At 62.5% G+C, this 21245-nt stretch carries 15 protein-coding genes; 5 read left to right on the top strand and 10 right to left on the bottom strand.

Features of this window, described 5'->3' with window-relative positions; translation table 11 throughout:
• From KVQ74_RS24880 to KVQ74_RS24890, 3 genes are all read right to left on the bottom strand, one after another.
• Nucleotides 1-1212 (bottom strand): nitrate/nitrite transporter, encoded by a 1212-nt coding sequence (locus tag KVQ74_RS24880; RefSeq protein ID WP_217834011.1) that lies wholly within the window; start codon nucleotides 1210-1212, stop codon nucleotides 1-3.
• Nucleotides 1213-1658: 446 nt separating this feature from the next.
• The gene (locus tag KVQ74_RS24885) at nucleotides 1659-2234 is read right to left on the bottom strand and encodes an ANTAR domain-containing response regulator (protein WP_217834012.1); all 576 of its coding nucleotides are present in this window, start codon (nucleotides 2232-2234) and stop codon (nucleotides 1659-1661) included.
• 15 nt (nucleotides 2235-2249) lie between these two features.
• Nucleotides 2250-3461: a CmpA/NrtA family ABC transporter substrate-binding protein gene (locus KVQ74_RS24890; protein ID WP_217834013.1), complete on the bottom strand. Its 1212-nt coding sequence runs from the start codon at nucleotides 3459-3461 to the stop codon at nucleotides 2250-2252.
• A 232-nt stretch (nucleotides 3462-3693) separates the two neighbouring features.
• Here KVQ74_RS24890 and KVQ74_RS24895 point away from each other — a divergent pair, with 232 nt between their 5' ends.
• The gene (locus tag KVQ74_RS24895; RefSeq protein ID WP_217834014.1) at nucleotides 3694-4713 is read left to right on the top strand and encodes a quinone-dependent dihydroorotate dehydrogenase; all 1020 of its coding nucleotides are present in this window, start codon (nucleotides 3694-3696) and stop codon (nucleotides 4711-4713) included.
• 151 nt (nucleotides 4714-4864) lie between these two features.
• On the opposite strand, the gene rmf is transcribed toward KVQ74_RS24895, so the two are convergent.
• Nucleotides 4865-5080, bottom strand: coding sequence for a ribosome modulation factor (gene rmf, locus KVQ74_RS24900; RefSeq protein WP_003223300.1), 216 nt, complete (start codon nucleotides 5078-5080; stop codon nucleotides 4865-4867).
• A gap of 529 nt (nucleotides 5081-5609) precedes the next feature.
• Here rmf and rlmKL point away from each other — a divergent pair.
• Together rlmKL and KVQ74_RS24910 are read left to right on the top strand one after the other, a co-directional pair.
• A complete protein-coding gene (gene rlmKL / locus KVQ74_RS24905) occupies nucleotides 5610-7880 on the top strand; it encodes a bifunctional 23S rRNA (guanine(2069)-N(7))-methyltransferase RlmK/23S rRNA (guanine(2445)-N(2))-methyltransferase RlmL (protein WP_217834015.1) in 2271 nt (756 codons plus the stop codon).
• Between the two features lie 145 nt (nucleotides 7881-8025).
• Nucleotides 8026-10410: a sensor domain-containing diguanylate cyclase gene (locus tag KVQ74_RS24910; RefSeq protein ID WP_217834016.1), complete on the top strand. Its 2385-nt coding sequence runs from the start codon at nucleotides 8026-8028 to the stop codon at nucleotides 10408-10410.
• An 87-nt stretch (nucleotides 10411-10497) separates the two neighbouring features.
• Here the strand turns inward: KVQ74_RS24910 and dacB are convergent, their stop codons facing one another.
• A complete protein-coding gene (dacB, locus tag KVQ74_RS24915) occupies nucleotides 10498-11958 on the bottom strand; it encodes a D-alanyl-D-alanine carboxypeptidase/D-alanyl-D-alanine endopeptidase (RefSeq protein ID WP_217834017.1) in 1461 nt (486 codons plus the stop codon).
• A 234-nt stretch (nucleotides 11959-12192) separates the two neighbouring features.
• Here dacB and KVQ74_RS24920 point away from each other — a divergent pair, with 234 nt between their 5' ends.
• The gene (locus tag KVQ74_RS24920; protein ID WP_217834018.1) at nucleotides 12193-12534 is read left to right on the top strand and encodes a YggL family protein; all 342 of its coding nucleotides are present in this window, start codon (nucleotides 12193-12195) and stop codon (nucleotides 12532-12534) included.
• Nucleotides 12535-12603: 69 nt separating this feature from the next.
• Here KVQ74_RS24920 and KVQ74_RS24925 read toward each other — a convergent pair whose 3' ends face one another.
• Nucleotides 12604-13794, bottom strand: a complete 1191-nt coding sequence (locus KVQ74_RS24925) for a benzoate/H(+) symporter BenE family transporter (protein ID WP_217834019.1) — start codon at nucleotides 13792-13794, stop codon at nucleotides 12604-12606.
• A gap of 257 nt (nucleotides 13795-14051) precedes the next feature.
• Between KVQ74_RS24925 and KVQ74_RS24930 the strand changes: the two genes are divergently transcribed.
• On the top strand, nucleotides 14052-14816 hold the full coding sequence (locus tag KVQ74_RS24930; RefSeq protein WP_217834020.1) for a GntR family transcriptional regulator: 765 nt from the start codon (nucleotides 14052-14054) through the stop codon (nucleotides 14814-14816).
• Nucleotides 14817-14910: 94 nt separating this feature from the next.
• On the opposite strand, the gene guaD is transcribed toward KVQ74_RS24930, so the two are convergent.
• The 4 genes from guaD to xdhA form a co-directional block, all read right to left on the bottom strand.
• Entirely contained in the window at nucleotides 14911-16215 is a 1305-nt protein-coding gene (gene guaD, locus KVQ74_RS24935; RefSeq protein WP_217834021.1) for a guanine deaminase, read from the bottom strand.
• A 25-nt stretch (nucleotides 16216-16240) separates the two neighbouring features.
• Nucleotides 16241-17098, bottom strand: coding sequence for a xanthine dehydrogenase accessory protein XdhC (gene xdhC / locus KVQ74_RS24940; RefSeq protein ID WP_217834022.1), 858 nt, complete (start codon nucleotides 17096-17098; stop codon nucleotides 16241-16243).
• Between the two features lie 98 nt (nucleotides 17099-17196).
• On the bottom strand, nucleotides 17197-19596 hold the full coding sequence (gene xdhB / locus KVQ74_RS24945) for a xanthine dehydrogenase molybdopterin binding subunit (protein WP_217834023.1): 2400 nt from the start codon (nucleotides 19594-19596) through the stop codon (nucleotides 17197-17199).
• Entirely contained in the window at nucleotides 19589-21043 is a 1455-nt protein-coding gene (xdhA, locus tag KVQ74_RS24950; RefSeq protein WP_217834024.1) for a xanthine dehydrogenase small subunit, read from the bottom strand. Before xdhA ends, xdhB begins: the two co-directional genes overlap by 8 nt.
• Between the last annotated feature and the right edge of the window lie 202 nt (nucleotides 21044-21245).

Here is a 21245-nt window from a genome sequence, read left to right on the forward strand (position 1 = left end):
TCAGACCCGGGCGGCAGTCACGGCCGCCGAGCCCCAGGTGGTTCTCCAGCGACGCTTGACCCCGTGCAAGCCGAACCACGCCAGCACGCCCAGGCTGGCGAACAACCACAGCGCCAGTTGATAGCTGCCGGTGCTCTGTTTGATTGCGCCCATGCCCGCTGCGAGGGCAAAACCGCCGATGCCGCCGGCCATGCCGATCAACCCGGTCATCACCCCGATCTCGCGGCGAAAACGCTGCGGCACCAGTTGGAACACCGCGCCATTGCCGGCACCCAGACCGAGCATGGTGCAGACGAACAGTGCCAGTGCCGCGTAGGAATTCGGCAAGTTGAAACCGACCACCGCAATGCAGGTCGCGGCCACGGTGTACATCGCCAGCAACGTGCGGATGCCGCCGAAACGGTCGGCCAGCGCGCCGCCCAGCGGGCGCATCAGACTGCCGCCGAACACGCAGGCAGCGGTGTAGTAACCGGCGGTCACCGGACTCAGGCCATACTGGTCGTTGAAGTAACCGGGCAGGGCGCTCGCCAGGCCGATGAAGCCGCCGAAGGTGACGCTGTAGAAAAACATGAACCACCAGCTGTCGCGGTCGCCGAGGGCCTTGAAGTAGTCGGCCATGGATTTGGCTTTCGGTCGTTCCGGTGCGTTCTTCGCCAGCCAGGCAAACAGCACCAGGGTCAGGATCAGCGGGATCAGGGCGAAGCCGAACACGTTGCTCCAGCCGAACGAGGCGGCCAGCACCGGAGCGATCAATGCGGCGAATACCGTGCCCGAGTTGCCCGCGCCGGCAATGCCCATGGCCTTGCCTTGATGCTCGGGTGGATACCATTGCGAGGCCAGCGGCAGGGCCACGGCGAACGAAGCGCCGGCCATGCCCAGGAACAGTCCCAGCAGCAAGGCTTGTTCATAGCTGTGGATACCGAGTTTCCAGGCACCGAACAACGCACAGATGACGATCACCTGGCCGATCAGCCCGGCGGTTTTCGGTGACAGCCGATCCGCCAGCATGCCCATGGCGAAGCGCAGCACGGCGCCGGCCAGAATCGGCGTGGCGACCACGAGGCCGCGCTGCTGGGTGGTCAGGTGCAGGTCGGCGGCGATCTGCACCGCCAGTGGGCCGAGCAGATACCAGACCATGAAGCTCAGGTCGAAATACAGGAAGGCCGCGAACAGGGTCGGGGTATGGCCGGATTTCCAGAAGCTTGAATTCATCGCGCACCTCAGCTGTGAGTAGCTCGAGACGAAGGTCTCTCGAGAAGGAGTCATGCCAGCAGGTGGAGCGCCATACGGCTGCACCACCGGCCCCGGGCTGTGGGGCCAAAACGCAAAAACGCCGCTACCTGGATCGCCGGTTGGGGGGCGAGGCAAGTGAGCGACGTCTTTGTCGTAGGTGGGGCAACCGCCGTTGGTTACCTGTGCGGATTGCTTAGCGAGATCTGTGCCAAGTCAAAATCAGAAGCCCCTCACCCTGACCCTCTCCCGGAGGAAGAGGGGACTGACCGAGGTGTCTAGCGTCAAACATCGACCTGCAAGACCGAATCGGTTATGGATTCACAACACAAATTCACCGTTCGGCGTACTTCGCGAGCATCCCCCGGTCGGTTCCCTCTCCCTTTGGGAGAGGGCCAGGGTGAGGGGCTTTCACGCGGCCAGAGCTTTCAGCCCAGCAACTCGCTCATGGCAATGATCTGCTCTGCCACTTGAATCAGCTTCTGCTGGCGGCTCATGGCCTGACGGCGCATCAGGGTGTAGGCCTCTTCCTCGTTGCAGTCCTTCATCTTCATCAGCAACCCCTTGGCCAGTTCGATGCGCTTGCGCTCGGCCAGTTGCTGGTCGCGGGCCTGTAACTGGGCGCGCAACGCCTGGTCGCTCTCGAAGCGCGCCATGGCAACGTCGAGAATCGGCTGCAAGCGTTGTGCGTGAATGCCTTCGACGATGTAGGCACTGACCCCGGACTTGATCGCCTGCCGCATCACGTCGGGGTCGTGCTCGTCGGTGAACATCACGATTGGCCGTGGCTGGTCGCGGCTGACCAGCACCACTTGCTCCATCACATCGCGGCCCGGTGACTCGGTATCGATCAGAATCACGTCCGGACGCACCGTTTCGACGCGCGCGGGCAGGTCGATGGTCAGGCCGGACTCGTCGATCACCTCGAAACCGGCTTCGATCAGCGCGGCTTTCAGGCGTCCGACTTTTTTCGCGGTGTCATTGATCAGCAGAATGCGCAACATGTTCGCGGTCTCCTGTCAGCGGCGAGCGAGAAGGGCAGAGCTGTCGCTCAGGGCGTGCAGCTTGAAACTGCGGGCGTAGCCGGCCGGGTCGCTGCCGTCCCAGACCTTGCCGTCGAGCAACTGGCTGCTGCGCATTTCCTTGCCCCAGGCCGCCACGCCGACGGCGGTGGCGGCTTCGCGATACAGCTCCAGTTGTTGCACCTGCCGGGCGACGCCGAGGTAATCCGGGTCGTCGCGCAGCAAGCCCCAGCGACGGAACTGGGTCATGAACCACATGCCGTCGGACAGGTACGGCAGGTTGACCTCACCGTCACCGTGGAAACGCAGGGCGTGGGGATCCTGCCAGCGGTTGCCGAGGCCGTCGTCGTAGGCACCGAGAAAGCGCGGTTCGACGCAAGCCACCGGAGCATCGAGGTATTCCGCCGCGCTGAGCAGTTGCGCGGTGCTGCGACGGTTCTCCGGACTTTGCTCGATGAAACGGCTGGCTTCGAGGATCGCCATCACCAGTGCCCGGGCGGTGTTGGGGTATTGCTCGACGAACGCCTGGGTGCAGCCGAGGACTTTTTCCGGGTGATCGGGCCATATGGTCTGGCTGGTCGCCAGGGTGAAACCGAGGTTTTGCTGCACCGCGCTGGCGGCCCAGGGCTCGCCGACACACAGGCCGTCGATCCGTCCGGCCTGCAAGTGCGCGACCATTTGTGGTGGCGGCACCACCACGCTGTCGACATCCTGCAACGGATGGATGCCCTGGCTCGCCAGCCAGTAATACAGCCACATCGCGTGGGTGCCGGTGGGGAACGTCTGGGCGAAGGTCAGTTTTGCGCGGGTTTGGTGCACATGCCGATCCAGCGCTTCAGGACTGGTCACGCCCAGGCCTTGCAGGCCGTGGGACAGGTTGAGGCTCTGGCCGTTCTGGTTCAGTCCCATCAACACCGCCATGTCGGTGGGCGCCACGCCGCCGATGCCCAGATGCACCGCGTAGATCAAGCCGTAGAGGCTGTGGGCGGCATCGAGTTCGCCGCTGACCAGTTTGTCCCGCAGGTTGGCCCAGGACGTCTGGCGCTTGAGGTTCAGGGTCAGCCCGTAAGGCTGGGCAAAGCCCTGGGTGGCGGCGACCACCACCGAGGCGCAATCGCTCAGGGCAATGAAGCCGAGATCGATCACGGTTTTTTCCGGGGCATCGCTGCCGTTGACCCAGGCCAGTGGCCCGACGGAGGGTTCATTCATGGGATGCACCTTGAAGCCGTCTTCAAAAAAAACGTCGTCCCCGGCCTGGTCGAGGCCAAACCGGGTGACGACGCCATTGTCCTGCCCGCATGCCGCCATTGGCGTGCGGGCTGATGACAAGCCAAGTGCAAGGCATATGCCAGCGCTGCCGATTTGCCAATGCGCCTCGCGCGCCAGGGTGATGCCCGGCTATAATCGCCGCCTCTTTTCGCCGCCCGAGTCCTAGCCGCCCATGTACACCCTGGCCCGTCAGCTGTTGTTCAAACTTTCCCCGGAAACCTCCCACGATCTGTCGCTGGATCTGATCGGCGCGGGCGGACGTTTGGGCCTCAACGGCTTGTTGTGCAAGGCTGCGGCGAAAGTGCCGGTCAACGTCATGGGCCTGGATTTCCCGAACCCGGTGGGTCTGGCGGCCGGTCTGGACAAGAACGGCGCGGCCATCGACGGCTTCGCCCAGCTGGGTTTCGGTTTTGTCGAAATCGGCACCGTGACCCCGCGTCCGCAGCCGGGCAACCCGAAACCACGGATCTTCCGCCTGCCGGAAGCCGAGGCGATCATCAACCGCATGGGCTTCAACAACCTGGGTGTGGATAACCTGCTGGCGCGGGTCGCGGCGGCCAAATACAAGGGCGTGCTGGGGATCAACATCGGCAAGAACTTCGACACCCCGGTCGAGCGCGCGGTGGACGACTACCTGATCTGCCTGGACAAGGTCTACGCCCAGGCCAGCTACGTCACGGTCAACGTCAGCTCGCCGAACACCCCGGGCCTGCGCAGCCTGCAGTTCGGCGATTCGCTCAAGCAATTGCTGGCGGACCTGGCCACGCGCCGCGCCGAACTGGCCCTGCGTCATGGCAAGCATGTGCCGCTGGCGATCAAGATCGCACCGGACATGAGCGACGAAGAAACCGCGCAGGTCGCGCAGGCGCTGATCGAAACCGGGATGGACGCGGTGATCGCCACCAACACCACCCTGAGCCGGGTCGGCGTCGAAGGCATGGAGCATGGCGACGAGGCGGGCGGTCTGTCCGGGGCACCGGTGCGGGACAAGAGTACTCACACGGTCAAGGTGCTGGCCGCCGAGCTGGGTGGACGTCTGCCGATCATTGCGGCGGGCGGCATCACCGAGGGCAAGCACGCCGCCGAGAAGATCACGGCGGGTGCGAGCCTGGTGCAGATCTACTCCGGCTTCATCTACAAAGGTCCGGCGCTGATTCGCGAATCGGTGGATGCGATCGCCGCGTTGCGCTGATCCGCCTGCGGGCTGTGGTGATGCAGGGCGGCAGGCATAAAAAAGGGCTCCTCGAAGGAGCCCCTGGGCCGTAGCCCGCCGTCCGGGAAGGACGTGCGTGGTTAATTCATTGCAGATTCAGATTGTCGTGTTGCAATAAGTGCCCTGTGTGTCAGCCGACGGCGTGAAGTTCGTTGAGTCTGTGGATTCCCGCAGTGCCGGTCATACCGTCCCAGTTGTCGCCGCGTCCTTCTCGCCAGCCGTTGATCCAGGCTTGACGTACCGACGGTAGAGTAAATGGGCAAAGCTCACGGGATTTGCCACCAACGCCATATTGATATCCGCGCAAAAATGCTCTTTCCAACGGATCACGCTTAAGTCTTCTCATAGGGTGTTTCCCTCACTTGTTGACTGTTTTTGTCGCGATGACCTCAACCGAGGTCTGGCAGAAAAACTCTGCCGTTGGCGGCCCGCTGCCGGCGTGGCGAGCCAAGGTGTTGACGCCGTTGCGACGTCAACCTGTGTTCAGTTCTAACCAATGAGTCACATCGAGGGAATGACCGTTTTGTCATAAGGACGTAACGAAAAGGATGCTATGGCGATAAGTAACCGCGTATTTATCCAATGTTTATTGGGCAAACCCCGGTATGATCGGCCCCGCGCGGAATGATGGGGTTAATCCTTTAGTGAGAATGACCCACGATTGCGGTCAGGTACTATCTGACGAAGGGTTGCCCTGAATCATTTTGTTGCATCAACTTTTTTATCTGTCCCGGCATCTAAGCTCTTTTAACCCGAGCAGCGGGGATGGAATGGCACACCTTCGTGCCACGCGGGCGCTCTTGTAGAAAAGCGCCTGATTGAAAACCGGATCGGCAATGCGTTGCCGGTTCACTAGCCAAAGGCTCTGGAAAACCATGTCCGATCGTTTCGAACTCTTCCTCACTTGTCCCAAAGGCCTTGAAGGCCTGCTCATCGAGGAAGCCGTCGGGCTTGGCCTTGAAGAGGCCCGCGAGCACACTTCCGCCGTGCGTGGCATGGCGACCATGGAAACTGCTTATCGCCTGTGCCTCTGGTCGCGTCTGGCCAACCGCGTGCTGCTGGTGCTCAAGCGCTTCTCGATGAAAAACGCCGAGGATCTGTACCACGGCGTACTCGACGTCGACTGGCAGGATCACATGCTCGCCGACGGCACCCTGGCCGTCGAATTCAGCGGCCACGGCTCGGGCATCGACAACACCCACTTCGGTGCCTTGAAGGTAAAAGACGCCATCGTCGATAAACTGCGCACCCCTCAGGGCGACCGTCCGTCCATCGACAAGCTCAACCCGGACCTGCGCATTCATCTGCGTCTGGATCGCGGCGAAGCGATCCTCTCCCTCGACCTCTCCGGGCACAGCCTGCACCAGCGCGGTTATCGCTTGCAGCAGGGCGCCGCGCCGCTGAAGGAAAACCTTGCGGCGGCGATTCTGATCCGCTCCGGCTGGCCGCGCATTGCTGCCGAAGGCGGCGCGCTGGCCGACCCGATGTGCGGTGTCGGTACGTTCCTGGTCGAGGCGGGCATGATTGCCACCGACATGGCGCCGAACCTGCGCCGCGAGCAATGGGGCTTCACTGCCTGGCTGGGTCACGTGCCGGCGCTGTGGAAAAAACTCCATGAGGAAGCCGTAGAGCGCGCCGCCGCCGGTCTGGCCAGGCCGCCGCTGTGGATTCGCGGTTACGAAGCCGACCCGCGGCTGATTCAGCCGGGCCGCAACAACGTCGAACGCGCGGGTTTGAGCGAGTGGATCAAGATCTATCAGGGCGAAGTCGCGACCTTCGAGCCGCGTCCGGACCAGAACCAGAAAGGCCTGGTGATCTGCAACCCGCCGTACGGCGAGCGTCTGGGCGACGAAGCCAGCCTGCTGTATCTCTACCAGAACCTCGGTGAACGCCTGCGTCAGGCTTGCCTGAACTGGGAAGCGGCGGTCTTCACCGGCGCGCCGGACCTGGGCAAGCGCATGGGCATTCGCAGCCACAAACAGTATTCGTTCTGGAACGGCGCGCTGCCGTGCAAGCTGCTGTTGATCAAAGTGCTGCCGGATCAGTTCGTCACCGGCGAGCGTCGTACCCCGGAGCAGCGTCAGGCCGAGCGCGAGCAAGCTGCTTACGATCAGATGCCGAATGAGCCGCAGGAGCGCAAGTTCAACAAGAACGGCAACCCGATCAAACCAACGCCAGCCCCGGCGCCCGTGATCGAGCAGCCGCGCTTGAGCGAAGGCGGGCAGATGTTCGCCAACCGCCTGCAGAAAAATCTCAAGGCCATGAGCAAGTGGGTCAAGCGCGAAGGCATTGATTGCTACCGGGTCTACGATGCCGACATGCCGGAATACGCCATGGCCATCGACCTGTACAACGACTGGGTCCACGTTCAGGAATACGCCGCGCCGAAGTCCGTCGATCCGGAAAAGGCCTCGATCCGCATGTTCGATGCCCTGGCGGCCATTCCCCAGGCGCTGAACATCGACAAGAGCCGCGTGGTGGTCAAGCGCCGCGAGCGGCAGAGCGGCACCAAGCAGTACGAGCGCCAGAGCGCCCAGGGCAAGTTCAACGAGGTCAGCGAAGGCGGTATCAAGCTGCTGGTGAACCTCACCGACTACCTCGACACCGGGCTGTTCCTCGACCACCGGCCGATGCGCATGCGGATTCAGAAGGAGGCTGCCGGCAAGCGTTTCCTCAACCTGTTCTGCTACACCGCGACCGCCAGTGTCCATGCGGCCAAGGGCGGCGCGCGCAGCACCACCAGCGTCGACCTGTCGAAAACCTACCTCGACTGGGCGCGGCGCAACCTGTCGCTCAACGGTTTCTCCGACAAGAACCGTCTGGAGCAGGGTGATGTGATGGCATGGCTGGAGAACAGTCGTGAAGAGTACGACCTGATCTTCATCGACCCACCGACCTTCTCCAACTCCAAGCGCATGGAAGGCGTGTTCGATGTGCAGCGCGATCAGGTACAGTTGATCGACCTGGCCATGGCGCGTCTGGCCAGCGGCGGCGTGTTGTACTTCTCCAACAACTTCCGCAAGTTCCAGCTCGAAGAAAACCTGGCCGAGCGTTACGCGGTGGAGGAAATCACCGCGTCGACCATCGACCCGGACTTTGCCCGTAACGGCAAGATCCACCGCGCCTGGAAAATCACGGCTCGTTGACACTCTGCAAAATTGGATCCACAGGGCTTTGATTTTTAACGGCTCCGTGGATCCAGTGGCGCTAGCCAAATTAGTGGCTAATAGCTATAACTCACACACGGCCAATGGGGTTTTCCCGCAAATGCTGGCGTAGTGAGTTGCCCTTATGTCGTTGCACCCCGTGCGCCCAAAGATCCTGGGTTTTATCAGCGAAGAAGTTTCGGCCTGGCTGGTCGCGCTGCTGGTTTTGCTCGCCGGCGGGATTCTCACGGGGCTGCTGGCCTGGACCACCCTCAACCAATTCCATAGCCAGTTGCGCCAGCGCTTTCAGCTGTTGGCCAACGAGCGCTACAGCCGCATCGAAGAACGGTTTCAGGATCAGGAGCAGCGCCTCGATGGCCTGCGCCGGTTCTTCGCCAACTCCGAATCGGTGTCCCGCGCCGAATTCGACGGCTACACCCGACCCCTTTTGCTGCGCACCCAGGCGTATTCGTTCGCGCTGCGGGTGAGTGGCGCCGAGCGTGCCGGGTTCGAACAGCGGATGCGCGAAGAAGGCTTGCTCACCTTCAGCGTGCGTGAACTCAACCCGCGCGGCGAACTGCAACTGGCGGCGGCCCGCGACGAATACGTCGTGGTGATCTACAGCCAGACCCAGAGCCGTCTCGGTTCACCGTTGGGGTACGACTTGCTGGCGCAGCCGCTGCGTCGCTCGACCCTGGAACGCGCCGACCACCTCGCGGGCCTGGCGGTGTCGCAACCGATGCATCTGGTCAGTATCGAGCCGGCCTACGCGCGCGGTGTGCTGCTGGTGGCTCCGGTGATTCGCGAGGGCGCGGCGAAGTCGTTCGGCTACGTGATGGCGGTGATCAGCATGCGCCAGTTGCTGGCCGACGGTCTGCCGGATGCGCTGCACGACTATCTGTCGGTGCGCATTCTCGATCTGTCGACCAACGATCAGCATGAAGTGCTGTACGAGTCTTCCAACGCGCCGGCGCCGAGCGATCTGTCGGCGACGCAACTGGTGCGCATGGCCGATCACGATTATCAGGTCGATATCCAGCCAAGCGATGCCTTCATGCAGGCCAACCATTCGTCGGTTGGCAGCGTGGTGATTCTTGGCGCGCTGCTCAGCCTGCTGCTGGCCGCGCTGCTGTACGTGCTGGTCAGTCAGCGTCAGCGTGCGTTGCGCATGGTCGAACTGCGCACTCAGGAATTGCACGAGCGCGAACAGGAATTGCGCGGCACCCACGGCCAGTTGCGCGGTGTGCTCAACGCCGCGACCCAGGTGGCGATCATCGCCACCGATCTGCGCGGCGTGATCAACACGTTCAACCCCGGCGCCGAACAGATGCTCGGTTATCGCAGCAGCGAAGTGGTCGGCCACATGACCCTGGAGAACCTGCATTTCCCCCGAGAGCTGATCAGCCGTGCGTCGGAGTTGAGCGCCCGTTACGGCAAAACCATCCCGACCTGTCAGGCGATGCTGGTCGAGGGCGGTGAGGTCGGCGGCCATCAGGCGCGGGAATGGACCCTGGTGCGCAAGGACGGCAGTCATCTGCCGGTGAACATGCTGGCGACCCCGGTACTCGACGAACAAGGGCTCTGGGTCGGGCATCTGGCGATCTGCATCGACATCACCGAACGCAAGCGCGTCCACGAAGCGCTGGCGGCGCGGGACGTGCTGCTGAAGAAACTCAGCGCACACGTTCCCGGCGGCATCTATCAGTTCAAGATGGAGTTCGACGGGCGTTTCAGCGTGATCTACGCCAGCGACGGTATCCGTGAGATCTACGAACTGGACCCGGATGTGCTGCTGCTCAACGCCGAAGCGATCTTCACCCGCATCCATCCCCAGGACACGACACGCGTGCGCTCCTCGATCCGCGCCTCGGCGGAAAGCCTCAGCCCCTGGCGCGAAGAGTACCGCGTGCAGTTGCCCGAACGCGGCCTGCGCTGGGTGCGCGGCGAGGCGACGCCGGAGGAGTTGCCGGGCGGTGGCGTGCTGTGGCACGGCTATATCTCGGACATCTCCGATCTGAAGCGGGTGGAAGAAGAGTTGCGCGCGCTGTCGGTGACCGACGCCCTGACTGGTATCCACAACCGCCGCTACTTCCAGGAGCGCCTGACCACCGAAATGGCCCGGGTCGAGCGCGGTGGCGGCGAACTGTCGGTGATCATGCTCGACATTGACCACTTCAAACGCATCAACGATCAGTTCGGCCATGCCGTGGGCGACCGGGTGTTGCAGGCCGTGTGCGAGCGCATCGGGCATCGCCTGCGGCGTACCGACGTGTTCTGCCGTCTGGGCGGCGAAGAGTTCATGGTGCTGTGCCCGGACATCGACGGAGATCACGCCTACATGCTGGCGATCGAGTTGTGGCAGAGTCTGCGCAGTGCGCCTATCGATGTGGTGGGTGTGGTGACGGCGAGCTTCGGCATCGCCAGTTGGCGGCCGGGGGAGGGCGCGGATGCGTTGCTGCTGCGGGCCGACTCAGGGGTCTACGCGGCGAAGCAAGGCGGGCGGGATCGGGTCGAGGGGCAGGTGGTCTAGGCCCTGATGCCCCGAGGGAGCAACTGGGCTGCCTTCGTGGGCAGGCCCACTCCCACATCAGCAGTGGGAGCAGGGCTGCGGTGTGATTTACAGAGCCGAGGCGGTCTGCGGCAGCTTCGGCTGGCGATACAGGTCAAGCAGCACCTGATCCAGCACCGACGACGCGCCGAACGGTGCCTTGTCGTTGAGAATCGCCACGACCGCCCAGGTGTTGCCGTTGACGTCGCGGCTGAAGCCGGCGATTGCCCGCACGGTGTTCAGGGTGCCGGTCTTGACGTGGGCTTCACCGCGCATCGCGGTGGTCTTCAGGCGTTTGCGCATGGTGCCGTCGGTGCCGGCGATCGGCAGCGAGCTGATGTACTCGGCCGCGTACGGGCTGTGCCACGCGGCTTGCAGCATGCTCGCCATCTCACGCGCGCTGACCCGTTCTGCACGGGACAGGCCGGAACCGTTCTCCATCACCAGATGCGGCGCGGTGATGCCTTTCTTCGCCAGCCACTGACGTACTACGCGTTGCGCAGCCTTGGCGTCGTCACCGTCGGCGTCGTTGCGGAACTTCTGTCCCAGGCTCAGGAACAGTTGCTGCGCCATGGTGTTGTTACTGTATTTGTTGATGTCGCGGATGATTTCCGCCAGATCCGGCGAGAACGCGCGAGCCAGCACCTTGGCGTTGCTCGGCGTCGGCGCCAGACGATCCTTGCCCTGGATGCTGCCGCCCAGTTCTTTCCAGATCGCCCGCACGGCACCAGCGGTGTAAGTGGCGTGGTCGAGCAGCGACAGATAGGTCTGCGAGCTGCAGCCATCGCCCAACTGGCCGGCGACGGTCACGTTCACGCTGCCATCGGCCATCGGCACCGGGTTGTAGCGCACGCCACCGGTGCATTGCTTGGAGTTGAGCGCTTTTACGGTGTTTTCGATGTGGATGCTGGCAATCGGCGGTTCCACCGAAATCAGCACACGGCCACCGTCATTGCGGGCGACGAAGCGCAGTGCCTTGAGGTTGACCAGCAGCGAGTCCGGCTTGACCAGGAACGGCTTGTTCTCGTCATTGCCGTCATCGTTGAATTCCGGCAGTTGCGGCTGGACGAAGAAATTGCGATCGAGCACCAGATCACCGGTGACCTGGGTCACGCCGTTGGCGCGCAGGTCGCGCATCAGCAGCCAGAGTTTTTCCATGTTCAGCTTCGGATCGCCGCCACCCTTGAGGTAGAGGTTGCCGTTGAGAATGCCGCCGCTCAGGTCGCCGTCGGTGTAGAACTCGGTTTTCCACTGGTGGTTGGGGCCGAGCATTTCCAGGGCGGCGTAGGTGGTGACCAGTTTCATGGTCGAGGCCGGGTTGACCGAGACGTCCGCGTTGAACACGGTCGGCGTGCCCGGGCCTTCCAGCGGCACCATCACCAGAGACAGGGCGCTTGGTTGCAGCTTGCTGGCCTTGAGGGCTTTTTCGACGTTGGGGGTCAGGGCGGTGTTGATGGTGGCAGCGGAGACGGGCAGGGCCAGGGGCAGAAGAAGGCCGGCGAGAAACAGAGGACGCAACGATTTGATCATATGAAATAAAACCCTGCAGAAGAGGGGGAAAAAGACGAGGGCATGGATGAAAAGGCCCCCAGTGGTCATGAAAGTGTCGGCATTATGCCCCAAGGTGTTACCGCTTGTGCCGTGCCGGACATGAGCAATTTGTTATTTTTTTACCGGTGGTTGGCCACAAGCCCCACAGAGTCGGGCAATCGGCGGCTTAAACTGCTAAAGTGCCGGCCGTTATTACTTAAGAGGATTGTTCCAATGGCGACTAACCGTTCCCAGCGTCTGCGCAAAAAACTGTGCGTTGATGAATTTCAAGAGCTGGGTTTCGAACTGAACCTGGGCTTCAAAGAAGATCTGTCCGAAGAAGCCATTGACGCTTTCCTCGAAGCATTCATCAAAGAAGCCATGGAAGCCAACGGTCTGGGTTACGTCGGCGGCGACGACTTCGGTCTGGTATGCCTGCAGAAGCGTGGCTCGGTCAACGAAGAGCAACGCGCTGCCGTTGAAGCCTGGCTCAAAGGCCGCACCGAGCTGACCAACGTCGAAATCAGCCCGCTGCTGGACGTGTGGTATCCGGAAAAGCCGATCAACAAGGCTTGATTGCAGAAAAAACGGCGACCCTCGGGTCGCCGTTTTTTTATGCCTGCCTGTAGGGCTGCTCGGGATTTCTCAAGCCTTGCGCCAATTCAGAATCAACAGCGTCAGCACCCCCGCAACAATCCCCCAGAACGCCGAGCCGATGGAAAACAGCGTCAGCCCCGACGCGGTGACCATGAAGGTGATCAGCGCCGCTTCCCGTTCCTTCACCTCGGTCATGGCAATGCTCAAGCCATTGATGATCGAGCCGAACAGCGCCAGTGCGGCAATCGACAGCACCAGTTCCTTGGGCAGAGCGGCAAACAACGCCGCCAATGTGGCGCCAAAGACCCCGGCGATGCCGTAGAAAATCCCGCACCACACCGCAGCGGTGTAGCGCTTGTTGCGATCTTCATGGGCGTGCGGCCCGGTGCAGATCGCCGCGCTGATCGCCGCGAGGTTGATCCCGTGGGAGCCGAACGGCGCCAAGAGCAGCGAGGCGATGCCGGTGGTGGTGATCAGCGGCGAAGCCGGGACGTGGTAGCCGTCGGCGCGCAACACAGCGATGCCCGGCATGTTCTGCGACGTCATCGCCACCACGAACAGCGGAATGCCGATGCTGATGGTCGCGGCGAGGGAGAAGTGCGGAGTGGTCCACACCGGCGTCGCCACTTCCAGGTGAAAGGCGCTGAAATCCAGCAGGCCCATGAAGCCGGACAGCGCGGTGCCGATCAGCAGCGCGGCGAGCACCGCGTAACGCGGCGACAGGCGCTTGACCAGCAGGTACGTGAAGAACATCCCCAGCACCAGCCCGGTACGGTGTTGCGCGGCGACGAAGATTTCGCTGCCGATCTTGAACAGGATGCCCGCCAGCAACGCCGCTGCGAGGGACGCCGGGATCTTCTTCACCAGCCGCTCGAAGCTGCCGGTCAGGCCGCAGATAGTCACCAGCACCGCGCAGGTGATGTAGGCGCCAATCGCCTCGCCATAACTGACGCCACCCAGGCTGGTGATCAACAGCGCCGCACCGGGGGTCGACCAGGCAATGGTGATCGGCGTGCGATAACGCAGCGACAGGCCGATGGAGCACACCGCCATGCCGATGGAAATCGCCCAGATCCACGAGGAAATCTGCCCGCTGGTCAGGCCCGCCGCTTGCCCGGCCTGGAACATCAGCACCAGCGAACTGGTGTAGCCGGTCATCATCGCAATGAAACCGGCGACGATGGCCGAGGGCGAGGTGTCGGCCAGGGGGCGCAGTTGGGTGTGGGTGGCGTCGGTCATGACCGCGGTGTTCCTTATAGCAATGAAAAGATGTGCAACAACACAAACCCCTTGTGGGAGCGGATTTTGCGAACAAGCCTAAACTCAAACGTAACGGATCGTTGCGATACAGCCGAAGTCACAAACAGCCATACAGTCGTGTTGCCACCATCCATTGTGTACAATCGCGCTGTTTTTTACGCGATACTTGCCAGCGACCCACTGTGCCGTATTACAGTCACGGTCAATTCGCCGCAGTTCTCCCGACTCGAGTGCCCATGAACGAACAGTTGCAACCCCTCAAGAAACAACCGCGAGCAGGCAAAGCCGGCCGCAGCGGAACCCAGGACGATATCGTCTATGCGCACATCTTCGAGGCCATCCTCGAACAGCGCCTGGCGCCCGGCACCAAGTTGAGCGAAGAAGCGCTGGGGGAAATCTTCGGGGTCAGCCGCACCATCATTCGCCGCGCGCTGTCGCGTCTGGCCCATGAAGGCGTGGTGCTGTTGCGGCCGAACCGTGGCGCGGTGGTTGCCAGCCCGAGCGTCGAGGAGGCGCGTCAGGTGTTCCTCGCTCGCCGTCTGGTGGAGCGTGCGATCACTGAACTCGCGGTGCAGCACGCCACCGCCGAGCAGATCGCCGAATTGCGGCAGATGGTCAACGACGAGCGCGACAGCTTCTCCCGTGGCGATCGCGGTGCCGGCATCCGTCTGTCGGGCGAATTCCACCTGAAACTGGCCGAGGCGGCGAAAAACGCGCCGTTGATCAGCTTCCAGCGCAGCCTGGTCTCGCAGACCTCGCTGATCATTGCCCAATATGAAAGCGGCAACCGTTCTCACTGTTCCTACGACGAGCACACCCAGTTGATTGACGCCATCGAGGCGCGCAACGGCGAGCTGGCGGTGGATCTGATGATGCATCACATGGACCACATCGACAGCAAGCTCAACCTCGACGAGGAAAGCGCTTCGGACGATCTGCACGCAGTGTTCTCGCACTTGTTGCAGACCAAGAAACCGGGACGCCCGGTAGCCAAGCTCTGAGCCCTGGTGGGCTTGCCCACCAATGCGATCCGACAGGCAACAAAAATCCCCCGGACTGAACAGTACCGGGGGATTTTTTATGCCTCGGGAAAACTCAGCGCTGATGCACCAGCGCACCCGCCGCATAGGTCTGCGCCACGGTCCGGTCATCGCCCAGGGTCATCAGCACGAACAGCGTCTCGGCAATGTTGTTGGCCTGTTTCAGACGGTAGCCCAGCAGCGGCGTGGCGTTGTAGTCCAGCACCAGGAAGTCGGCATCGCTGCCCGGTTGCAGGTTGCCGATCCTGTCTTCCAGACGCAGTGCCCGCGCGCCGCCGAGGGTGGCGAGGTACAGCGACTTGAACGGACTCAACCGCGCGCCCTGCAACTGCATCACCTTGTAGGCTTCGTTCAGGGTTTGCAGCAGCGAAAAACTGGTGCCGCCACCGACGTCGGTGCCCAGGCCGACGTTCAGTTTGTGCTTCTCGGCCATCGGCAGGTTGAACAGGCCGCTGCCGAGGAAGAAGTTCGAAGTCGGGCAGAACGAAATCGCTGAACCGGTCTCGGCCAGACGCGCACATTCGTCGTCGCACAGGTGTACGCCGTGGGCGAACACCGAGCGCTCGCCGAGCAGTTGGTAGTGGTCGTAGACGTCCAGATAGCCCTTGCGCTCCGGGAACAGCTCCTTGACCCACTCGATTTCCTTGAGGTTCTCGCTGATGTGGGTCTGCATGTACAGATCCGGGTACTCGGTGAGCAACTGGCCGGCGAGCGTCAACTGTTCCGGGGTGCTGGTCGGGGCGAAGCGCGGGGTGACCGCATAGTGCAGGCGGCCCTTGCCGTGCCAGCGTTCGATCAGCGCCTTGCTGTCGAGGTAGCCGGATTCGGCGGTGTCGGTCAGATAATCCGGCGCGTTGCGGTCCATCATCACCTTGCCGGCGATCATCCGCAGGTCGAGTTTTTCGGCGGCCTCGAAGAACGAGTTCACCGATTGCGGATGCACGCTGCCGAACACCAGCGCGGTGGTGGTGCCGTTGCGCAGCAGTTCCTTGATGAAGATATCGGCCACTTCGTCGGCGTGGGCCTTGTCACCGAACTGGCTTTCGCACGGGAAAGTGTAGGTGTTGAGCCAGTCCAGCAATTGCTCGCCGTAGGCGCCGACCATGCCGGTCTGCGGCAGGTGGATGTGGGTGTCGATGAAGCCCGGGGTGATCAGCGCATCCTGGTAATGGTTGATCTCGATGTCCGCCGGCAGGGTCGGCAGCAGTTCACTGGCGTGGCCGAGGGCGCTGATCTTGCCGTCATCGACCACCAGCAGGCCGTCCTCGAAATATTCGTAGGAGGCGTCGATGCCGACCTCGGCGGGGTCGGCAATGCTGTGCAGGATGGCGGCGCGGTAGGCTTTGCGAGTCAGAGGCATGGTTGTTCTCTATCTGTGAGGCTAATCAGTTTGACGCTTTCAGGCTGACGGCCTGATTGCGCCGGGAAACGGGCAGCAGCTTGGCAATCGGTTCGGCGCTGGCGGTGTGCTGGCCGAAATTGGCGTTATAGGTGGCAATGATTTCGCCGGCGATGGAGATGGCGATTTCCACCGGCAACTTGCCTTTGACTTCGCCGATCCCCATCGGGCAGCGCATGCGCTGCACGACGGCGGGGTCGAAGCCCCGGTCACGCAAGCGGTGTTCGAACTTGGCGCGTTTGGTCTTCGAACCGATCAGGCCAAACCAGGTGAAGTCGTTGCGTTTGAGGATCGCGGCAGTCAGTTCCAGATCCAGCTGATGGTTGTGGGTCATGACGATGCAATAGCTGCCGGCGGGCAGGTCGTCGATTTCATCCACAGGCTCTTCGGCGACGATCTTGCGTACGCCGGGGGGAATCTGCTCGGGGAATTCTTCTTCCCGCGAGTCGATCCAGCGCACGCGGCAGGGCAGGCTGGCGAGCAGGGGGACGAGGGCGCGACCGACATGGCCGGCGCCGAACACGGCAATCTGTGCCTGCACCTGCCCCATCGGTTCGAACAGCAACACCGTGGCACCGCCGCAGCACTGGCCCAGACTGGCGCCGAGGCTGAAACGCTCCAGATGAGTGTCCTGCTTGCCGCTGGCGAGCATCTCGCGGGCGATCTGCATGGCCTTGTATTCCAGGTGCCCGCCACCGATGGTGTCGAACGTCTGGCGGGCGCTGACGACCATCTTCGAGCCGGCATTGCGCGGCGTCGAGCCGAGCTCTTCGATGATCGTCACCAGAACGCAGGGTTCGCCCTGATTCTGCAGGTCGGCGAGGGCGTCGATCCAGTTGTACATGTTCACCTCGACATCGTTGTTGTCTGTTCGGGCTTCTTCGCGGGCAAGCCCGCATTCCCCTGTGGGAACGGGCTTGCCCGCGAAGGCCGCGCCTCGGTCTAGAGCGGAGCCAGCTCGGTTTCAGCCTCGACCGCTTTCACAACCTTGAGCTGGCGCATCTGCTCACAACCCCACAACACCCGCTCCGGGGTCGCCGGGGCGTCGATCTTCGGTTGATGCTTGTAGTCGCCGATGCTGGCCACCGCATCCTTGATCGCGCACCACGCGGCGATGCCGAGCATGAACGGCGGCTCGCCGACAGCCTTGGAGTGGAACACCGTGTCTTCCGGGTTCTTGCGGTTCTCCACCAGCTTCACCCGCAGGTCCAGCGGCATGTCCGCCACGGCCGGGATCTTGTAGCTGGCCGGGCCGTTGGTCATCAGCTTGCCCTTGTTGTTCCACACCAGTTCTTCCATGGTCAGCCAGCCCATGCCCTGGATGAAGCCGCCCTCGACCTGGCCGATGTCGATGGCCGGGTTCAGCGAGGCGCCGACGTCGTGGAGGATGTCGGTGCGCAGCATCTTGTACTCGCCGGTGAGGGTGTCGACGATCACTTCGCAGCACGCCGCGCCGAAGGCGAAGTAGTAGAACGGCCGGCCACGGGCCTGGCTGCGGTCGTAATAGATTTTCGGGGTCTTGTAGAACCCGGTGCTCGACAGCGATACCTGATTGAAATACGCCAGTTGAATCAACGCTTCGAAGGTCATGATCTGGTCGCGTACCCGCACGTGACCGTTGTGGAATTCGACGTCTTCTTCACTGACCTTGTAGTGCCGTGCGGCGAATTCCACCAGACGCTGCTTGATGATTTCGGCGGCGTTCTGCGCGGCTTTGCCGTTGAGGTCGGCACCGCTGGAGGCGGCGGTCGGCGAGGTGTTCGGCACCTTGTCGGTGTTGGTCGCGGTGATCTGCACCCGATCCATTTCCACCTGGAACACTTCGGCCACCACCTGCGCGACCTTGGTGTTCAGGCCCTGGCCCATTTCCGTGCCGCCGTGGTTCAGGTGGATGCTGCCGTCGGTGTAGACGTGAATCAGCGCGCCGGCCTGGTTGAGGAAGCTGGCAGTGAAGGAAATGCCGAATTTCACCGGGGTCAGCGCCAGGCCTTTTTTCAGGATCGGGCTGTTGGCGTTGTAGCGGCGGATCGCTTCGCGACGCTCGGCGTACTGGCTGCTTTCTTCCAGTTCAGCCGTCATCTCTTCGAGCATGTTGTGCTCGACGGTCTGGTAGTAGTGGGTGACGTTGCGTTCGGTCTTGCCGTAGTAGTTGGCCTTGCGCACCGCCAGCGGATCGAGGTTCAGGTGACGGGCGATGGCGTCCATCACTTCTTCGATGGCGACCATGCCTTGCGGGCCGCCGAAGCCACGGTAAGCGGTGTTCGACGCGGTGTTGGTCTTGCAGCGGTGACCGTTGATGGTCGCGTCGCCCAGGTAGTACGAGTTGTCCGAGTGGAACATCGCCCGGTCGACGATCGAGGCCGACAGGTCCGGCGAGCAGCCACAGTTGCCGGCCAGGTCCATGGCGATCCCGTGCAGGCGTCCGGTGCTGTCGAAGCCGACGTCGTACTCGACGTAGAACGGGTGACGCTTGCCGGTCATCAGCATGTCTTCGACCCGTGGCAGGCGCATCTTGGTCGGCTGGCCGGTGAGGTGCGCGACCACTGCGCACAGGCACGCCGGGCTGGCGGCCTGGGTTTCCTTGCCGCCGAAACCGCCGCCCATGCGGCGCATGTCGACGACGATTTTGTTCATCGACACGTCGAGCACTTCCGCCACCAGTTTTTGCACTTCGGTGGGGTTCTGGGTCGAGCAGTAGACGATCATGCCGCCGTCTTCGGTCGGCATGACCGAGGAGATCTGAGTCTCCAGATAGAAGTGTTCCTGGCCGCCGATGTGCAGCGTGCCCTGGAGGCGATGTTCGGCAGTGGCCAGCGCTGACGTCGAATCGCCGCGCTGATGGGTATGGCTGTCGAGCACGAAATGGCGTTTGCGCAGGGCTTCGACCACGTCGAGCACCGGCTCCAGATCTTCGTATTCGATGATCGCGGCCATCGCGGCCTTGCGTGCGGTCTCCAGATCCTTCGCAGCCACGGCCAGTACCGGTTGGCCGACGAACTGCACGTCATCGATGGCCAGCAGCGGATCACCCGGCAGCAGCGGGCCGATGTCTTTCAGGCCCGGTACGTCTTCGTGGGTGATGGCGATGCGCACGCCTTCGAAGGCGTAGCACGGCCGGGTGTCGATGCTGATGATCTTCGCGTGGGCGCGATCCGACAGCCGCGCGTAGACGTGCAACTGGTTGGGGAATTCCAGGCGGTCATCGATGTACTGCGCTTCACCGGACACATGCTTGGCGGCGCTGTCGTGCTTGACGCTGCGGCCGACACCGGTGGTCAGATCCTTGGCGAACAGCTCGGCCAATTCAGCCTGGGTCTTCTCTACGGCGTGATGGTTAGACATAAGCGGTCACCCGAGTCTCGATGTGCGGTGTTTGCAGTTCGATGAAGTATTTGCGCAGCAGGTTTTGCGCGCTGAGCAGGCGGTATTCCTTGCTGGCGCGGAAGTCCGAGAGCGGCGTGAAGTCTTCGCCCAGCGCGGCGCAGGCGCGTTCGACCACGGCGTTGTTGAACGGCTGGCCGAGCAGCACGGCTTCGCAGTGGGCCGCGCGTTTCGGGATCGCGGCCATGCCGCCGAAGGCCACGCGGGCGTCGCGGATCACGCCGTTTTCCACGCGCAGGTTGAACGCGGCGCAGACGGCGGAGATGTCGTCGTCCAGGCGTTTTGACACCTTATAGGCGCGGAAACGCTGCTCGGCGCTGGCGCGCGGGACGATGATCTTTTCGATGAATTCGCTTTCCTGACGCGCGGTGACCCGGTAATCGATGAAGTAATCCTCCAGAGCCAGGGTGCGCCGGGTTTCGCCCTTGCACAGCACGATCTGCGCGCCGAGGGCAATCAGCAGCGGTGGCGAGTCACCGATCGGCGAGGCGTTGCCGATGTTGCCGCCGAGGGTGCCCTGGTTACGGATTTGCAGGGAGGCGAAGCGGTGCAGCAGTTCGCCGAAGTCCGGGTACTCGGCGTTGAGCGCTTCGTAGCAGTCGGAGAGGGCGGTGGCGGCGCCGATTTCCAGGCGATCGTCGAAGCGTTCGATGCGCTTCATTTCGGCGACGTTGCCGACGTAGATCATCACCGGCAGGGTGCGGTGGAACTGGGTGACTTCCAGCGCCAGGTCGGTGCCGCCGGCCAGCAGGCGGGCCTGTGGATAAGCGTCGTAGAGGTCGGCCAGGTCGGCTACGGTCAGCGGCACGAGGCAACGTTTGTCGCCGCTGTTGAGTTCGCCGATATCGGTGGGTGCAATGGCCTTGAGGCGGGCAATGGTCTCGGCTTCGCGGGCGTCGAACTGATCCGGCTGTTTGCCGCAGCAGGATTGTTCGGCGGCGGCGAGGATCGGTCGGTAGCCGGTGCAGCGGCAGAGGTTGCCGGCCAGCGCTTCGTGGGCTTTGTGGTGATCCGGCGCGTCGCTGTTCTTTTGCAGGGCGAACAGCGACATGACGAAACCGGGGGTGCAGAAGCCGCACTGTGAGCCGTGGCACTCGACCATGGCTTTCTGCACGCTGTGCAGCTCGCCTTTGTGCTTGAGGTCTTCGACGCTGATCAACTGCTTGCCGTGCAGCGACGAGACGAACGTCAGGCACGAGTTGAGGCTGCGATAGCGAATGTGTTCGCGGCCATCGTCATCCGTTTGCAACTCGCCGACCACCACGGTGCAGGCGCCGCAGTCGCCGCTGGCGCAACCTTCTTTGGTGCCGGACTTGCCCACGTGTTCGCGCAGGTAATTGAGCACGGTCAGGTTCGGGTCCAGGGCGTGCTCGCTACGGAGTTCCTGGTTTAGTAAAAACTGGATCACGGAAGGCCTCGCAGATTCATTATTGTTGTTAACCGACGTGAGCCGAATTTAGCAGCTCTGACTTTTCGGTCAATGATTTTCTGACTTAAAGGTCAAGAAAACTCATTTCGTCGATCAACAGCTCGTCTCTTGAGTATTGACCCGCTATCGAACTCCTGCTTTTTTGCGGGATTCGTGCCAAAAACCGCTGTGCGGGCACTCC

It is taken from the genome of Pseudomonas botevensis (genome assembly GCF_019145475.1).
Lineage (GTDB): Bacteria > Pseudomonadota > Gammaproteobacteria > Pseudomonadales > Pseudomonadaceae > Aquipseudomonas > Aquipseudomonas botevensis.

Bases quoted from the DNA above. Each gene is read 5' to 3' on its own strand.
- KVQ74_RS24880 (WP_217834011.1), bottom strand. From the start codon at position 1,212: ATGAATTCAAGCTTCTGGAAATCCGGCCATACCCCGACCCTGTTCGCG.
- KVQ74_RS24885 (WP_217834012.1), bottom strand. From the start codon at position 2,234: ATGTTGCGCATTCTGCTGATCAATGACACCGCGAAAAAAGTCGGACGC.
- KVQ74_RS24890 (WP_217834013.1), bottom strand. From the start codon at position 3,461: ATGAATGAACCCTCCGTCGGGCCACTGGCCTGGGTCAACGGCAGCGAT.
- KVQ74_RS24895 (WP_217834014.1), top strand. From the start codon at position 3,694: ATGTACACCCTGGCCCGTCAGCTGTTGTTCAAACTTTCCCCGGAAACC.
- rmf (WP_003223300.1), bottom strand. From the start codon at position 5,080: ATGAGAAGACTTAAGCGTGATCCGTTGGAAAGAGCATTTTTGCGCGGA.
- rlmKL (WP_217834015.1), top strand. From the start codon at position 5,610: ATGTCCGATCGTTTCGAACTCTTCCTCACTTGTCCCAAAGGCCTTGAA.
- KVQ74_RS24910 (WP_217834016.1), top strand. From the start codon at position 8,026: ATGTCGTTGCACCCCGTGCGCCCAAAGATCCTGGGTTTTATCAGCGAA.
- dacB (WP_217834017.1), bottom strand. From the start codon at position 11,958: ATGATCAAATCGTTGCGTCCTCTGTTTCTCGCCGGCCTTCTTCTGCCC.
- KVQ74_RS24920 (WP_217834018.1), top strand. From the start codon at position 12,193: ATGGCGACTAACCGTTCCCAGCGTCTGCGCAAAAAACTGTGCGTTGAT.
- KVQ74_RS24925 (WP_217834019.1), bottom strand. From the start codon at position 13,794: ATGACCGACGCCACCCACACCCAACTGCGCCCCCTGGCCGACACCTCG.
- KVQ74_RS24930 (WP_217834020.1), top strand. From the start codon at position 14,052: ATGAACGAACAGTTGCAACCCCTCAAGAAACAACCGCGAGCAGGCAAA.
- guaD (WP_217834021.1), bottom strand. From the start codon at position 16,215: ATGCCTCTGACTCGCAAAGCCTACCGCGCCGCCATCCTGCACAGCATT.
- xdhC (WP_217834022.1), bottom strand. From the start codon at position 17,098: ATGTACAACTGGATCGACGCCCTCGCCGACCTGCAGAATCAGGGCGAA.
- xdhB (WP_217834023.1), bottom strand. From the start codon at position 19,596: ATGTCTAACCATCACGCCGTAGAGAAGACCCAGGCTGAATTGGCCGAG.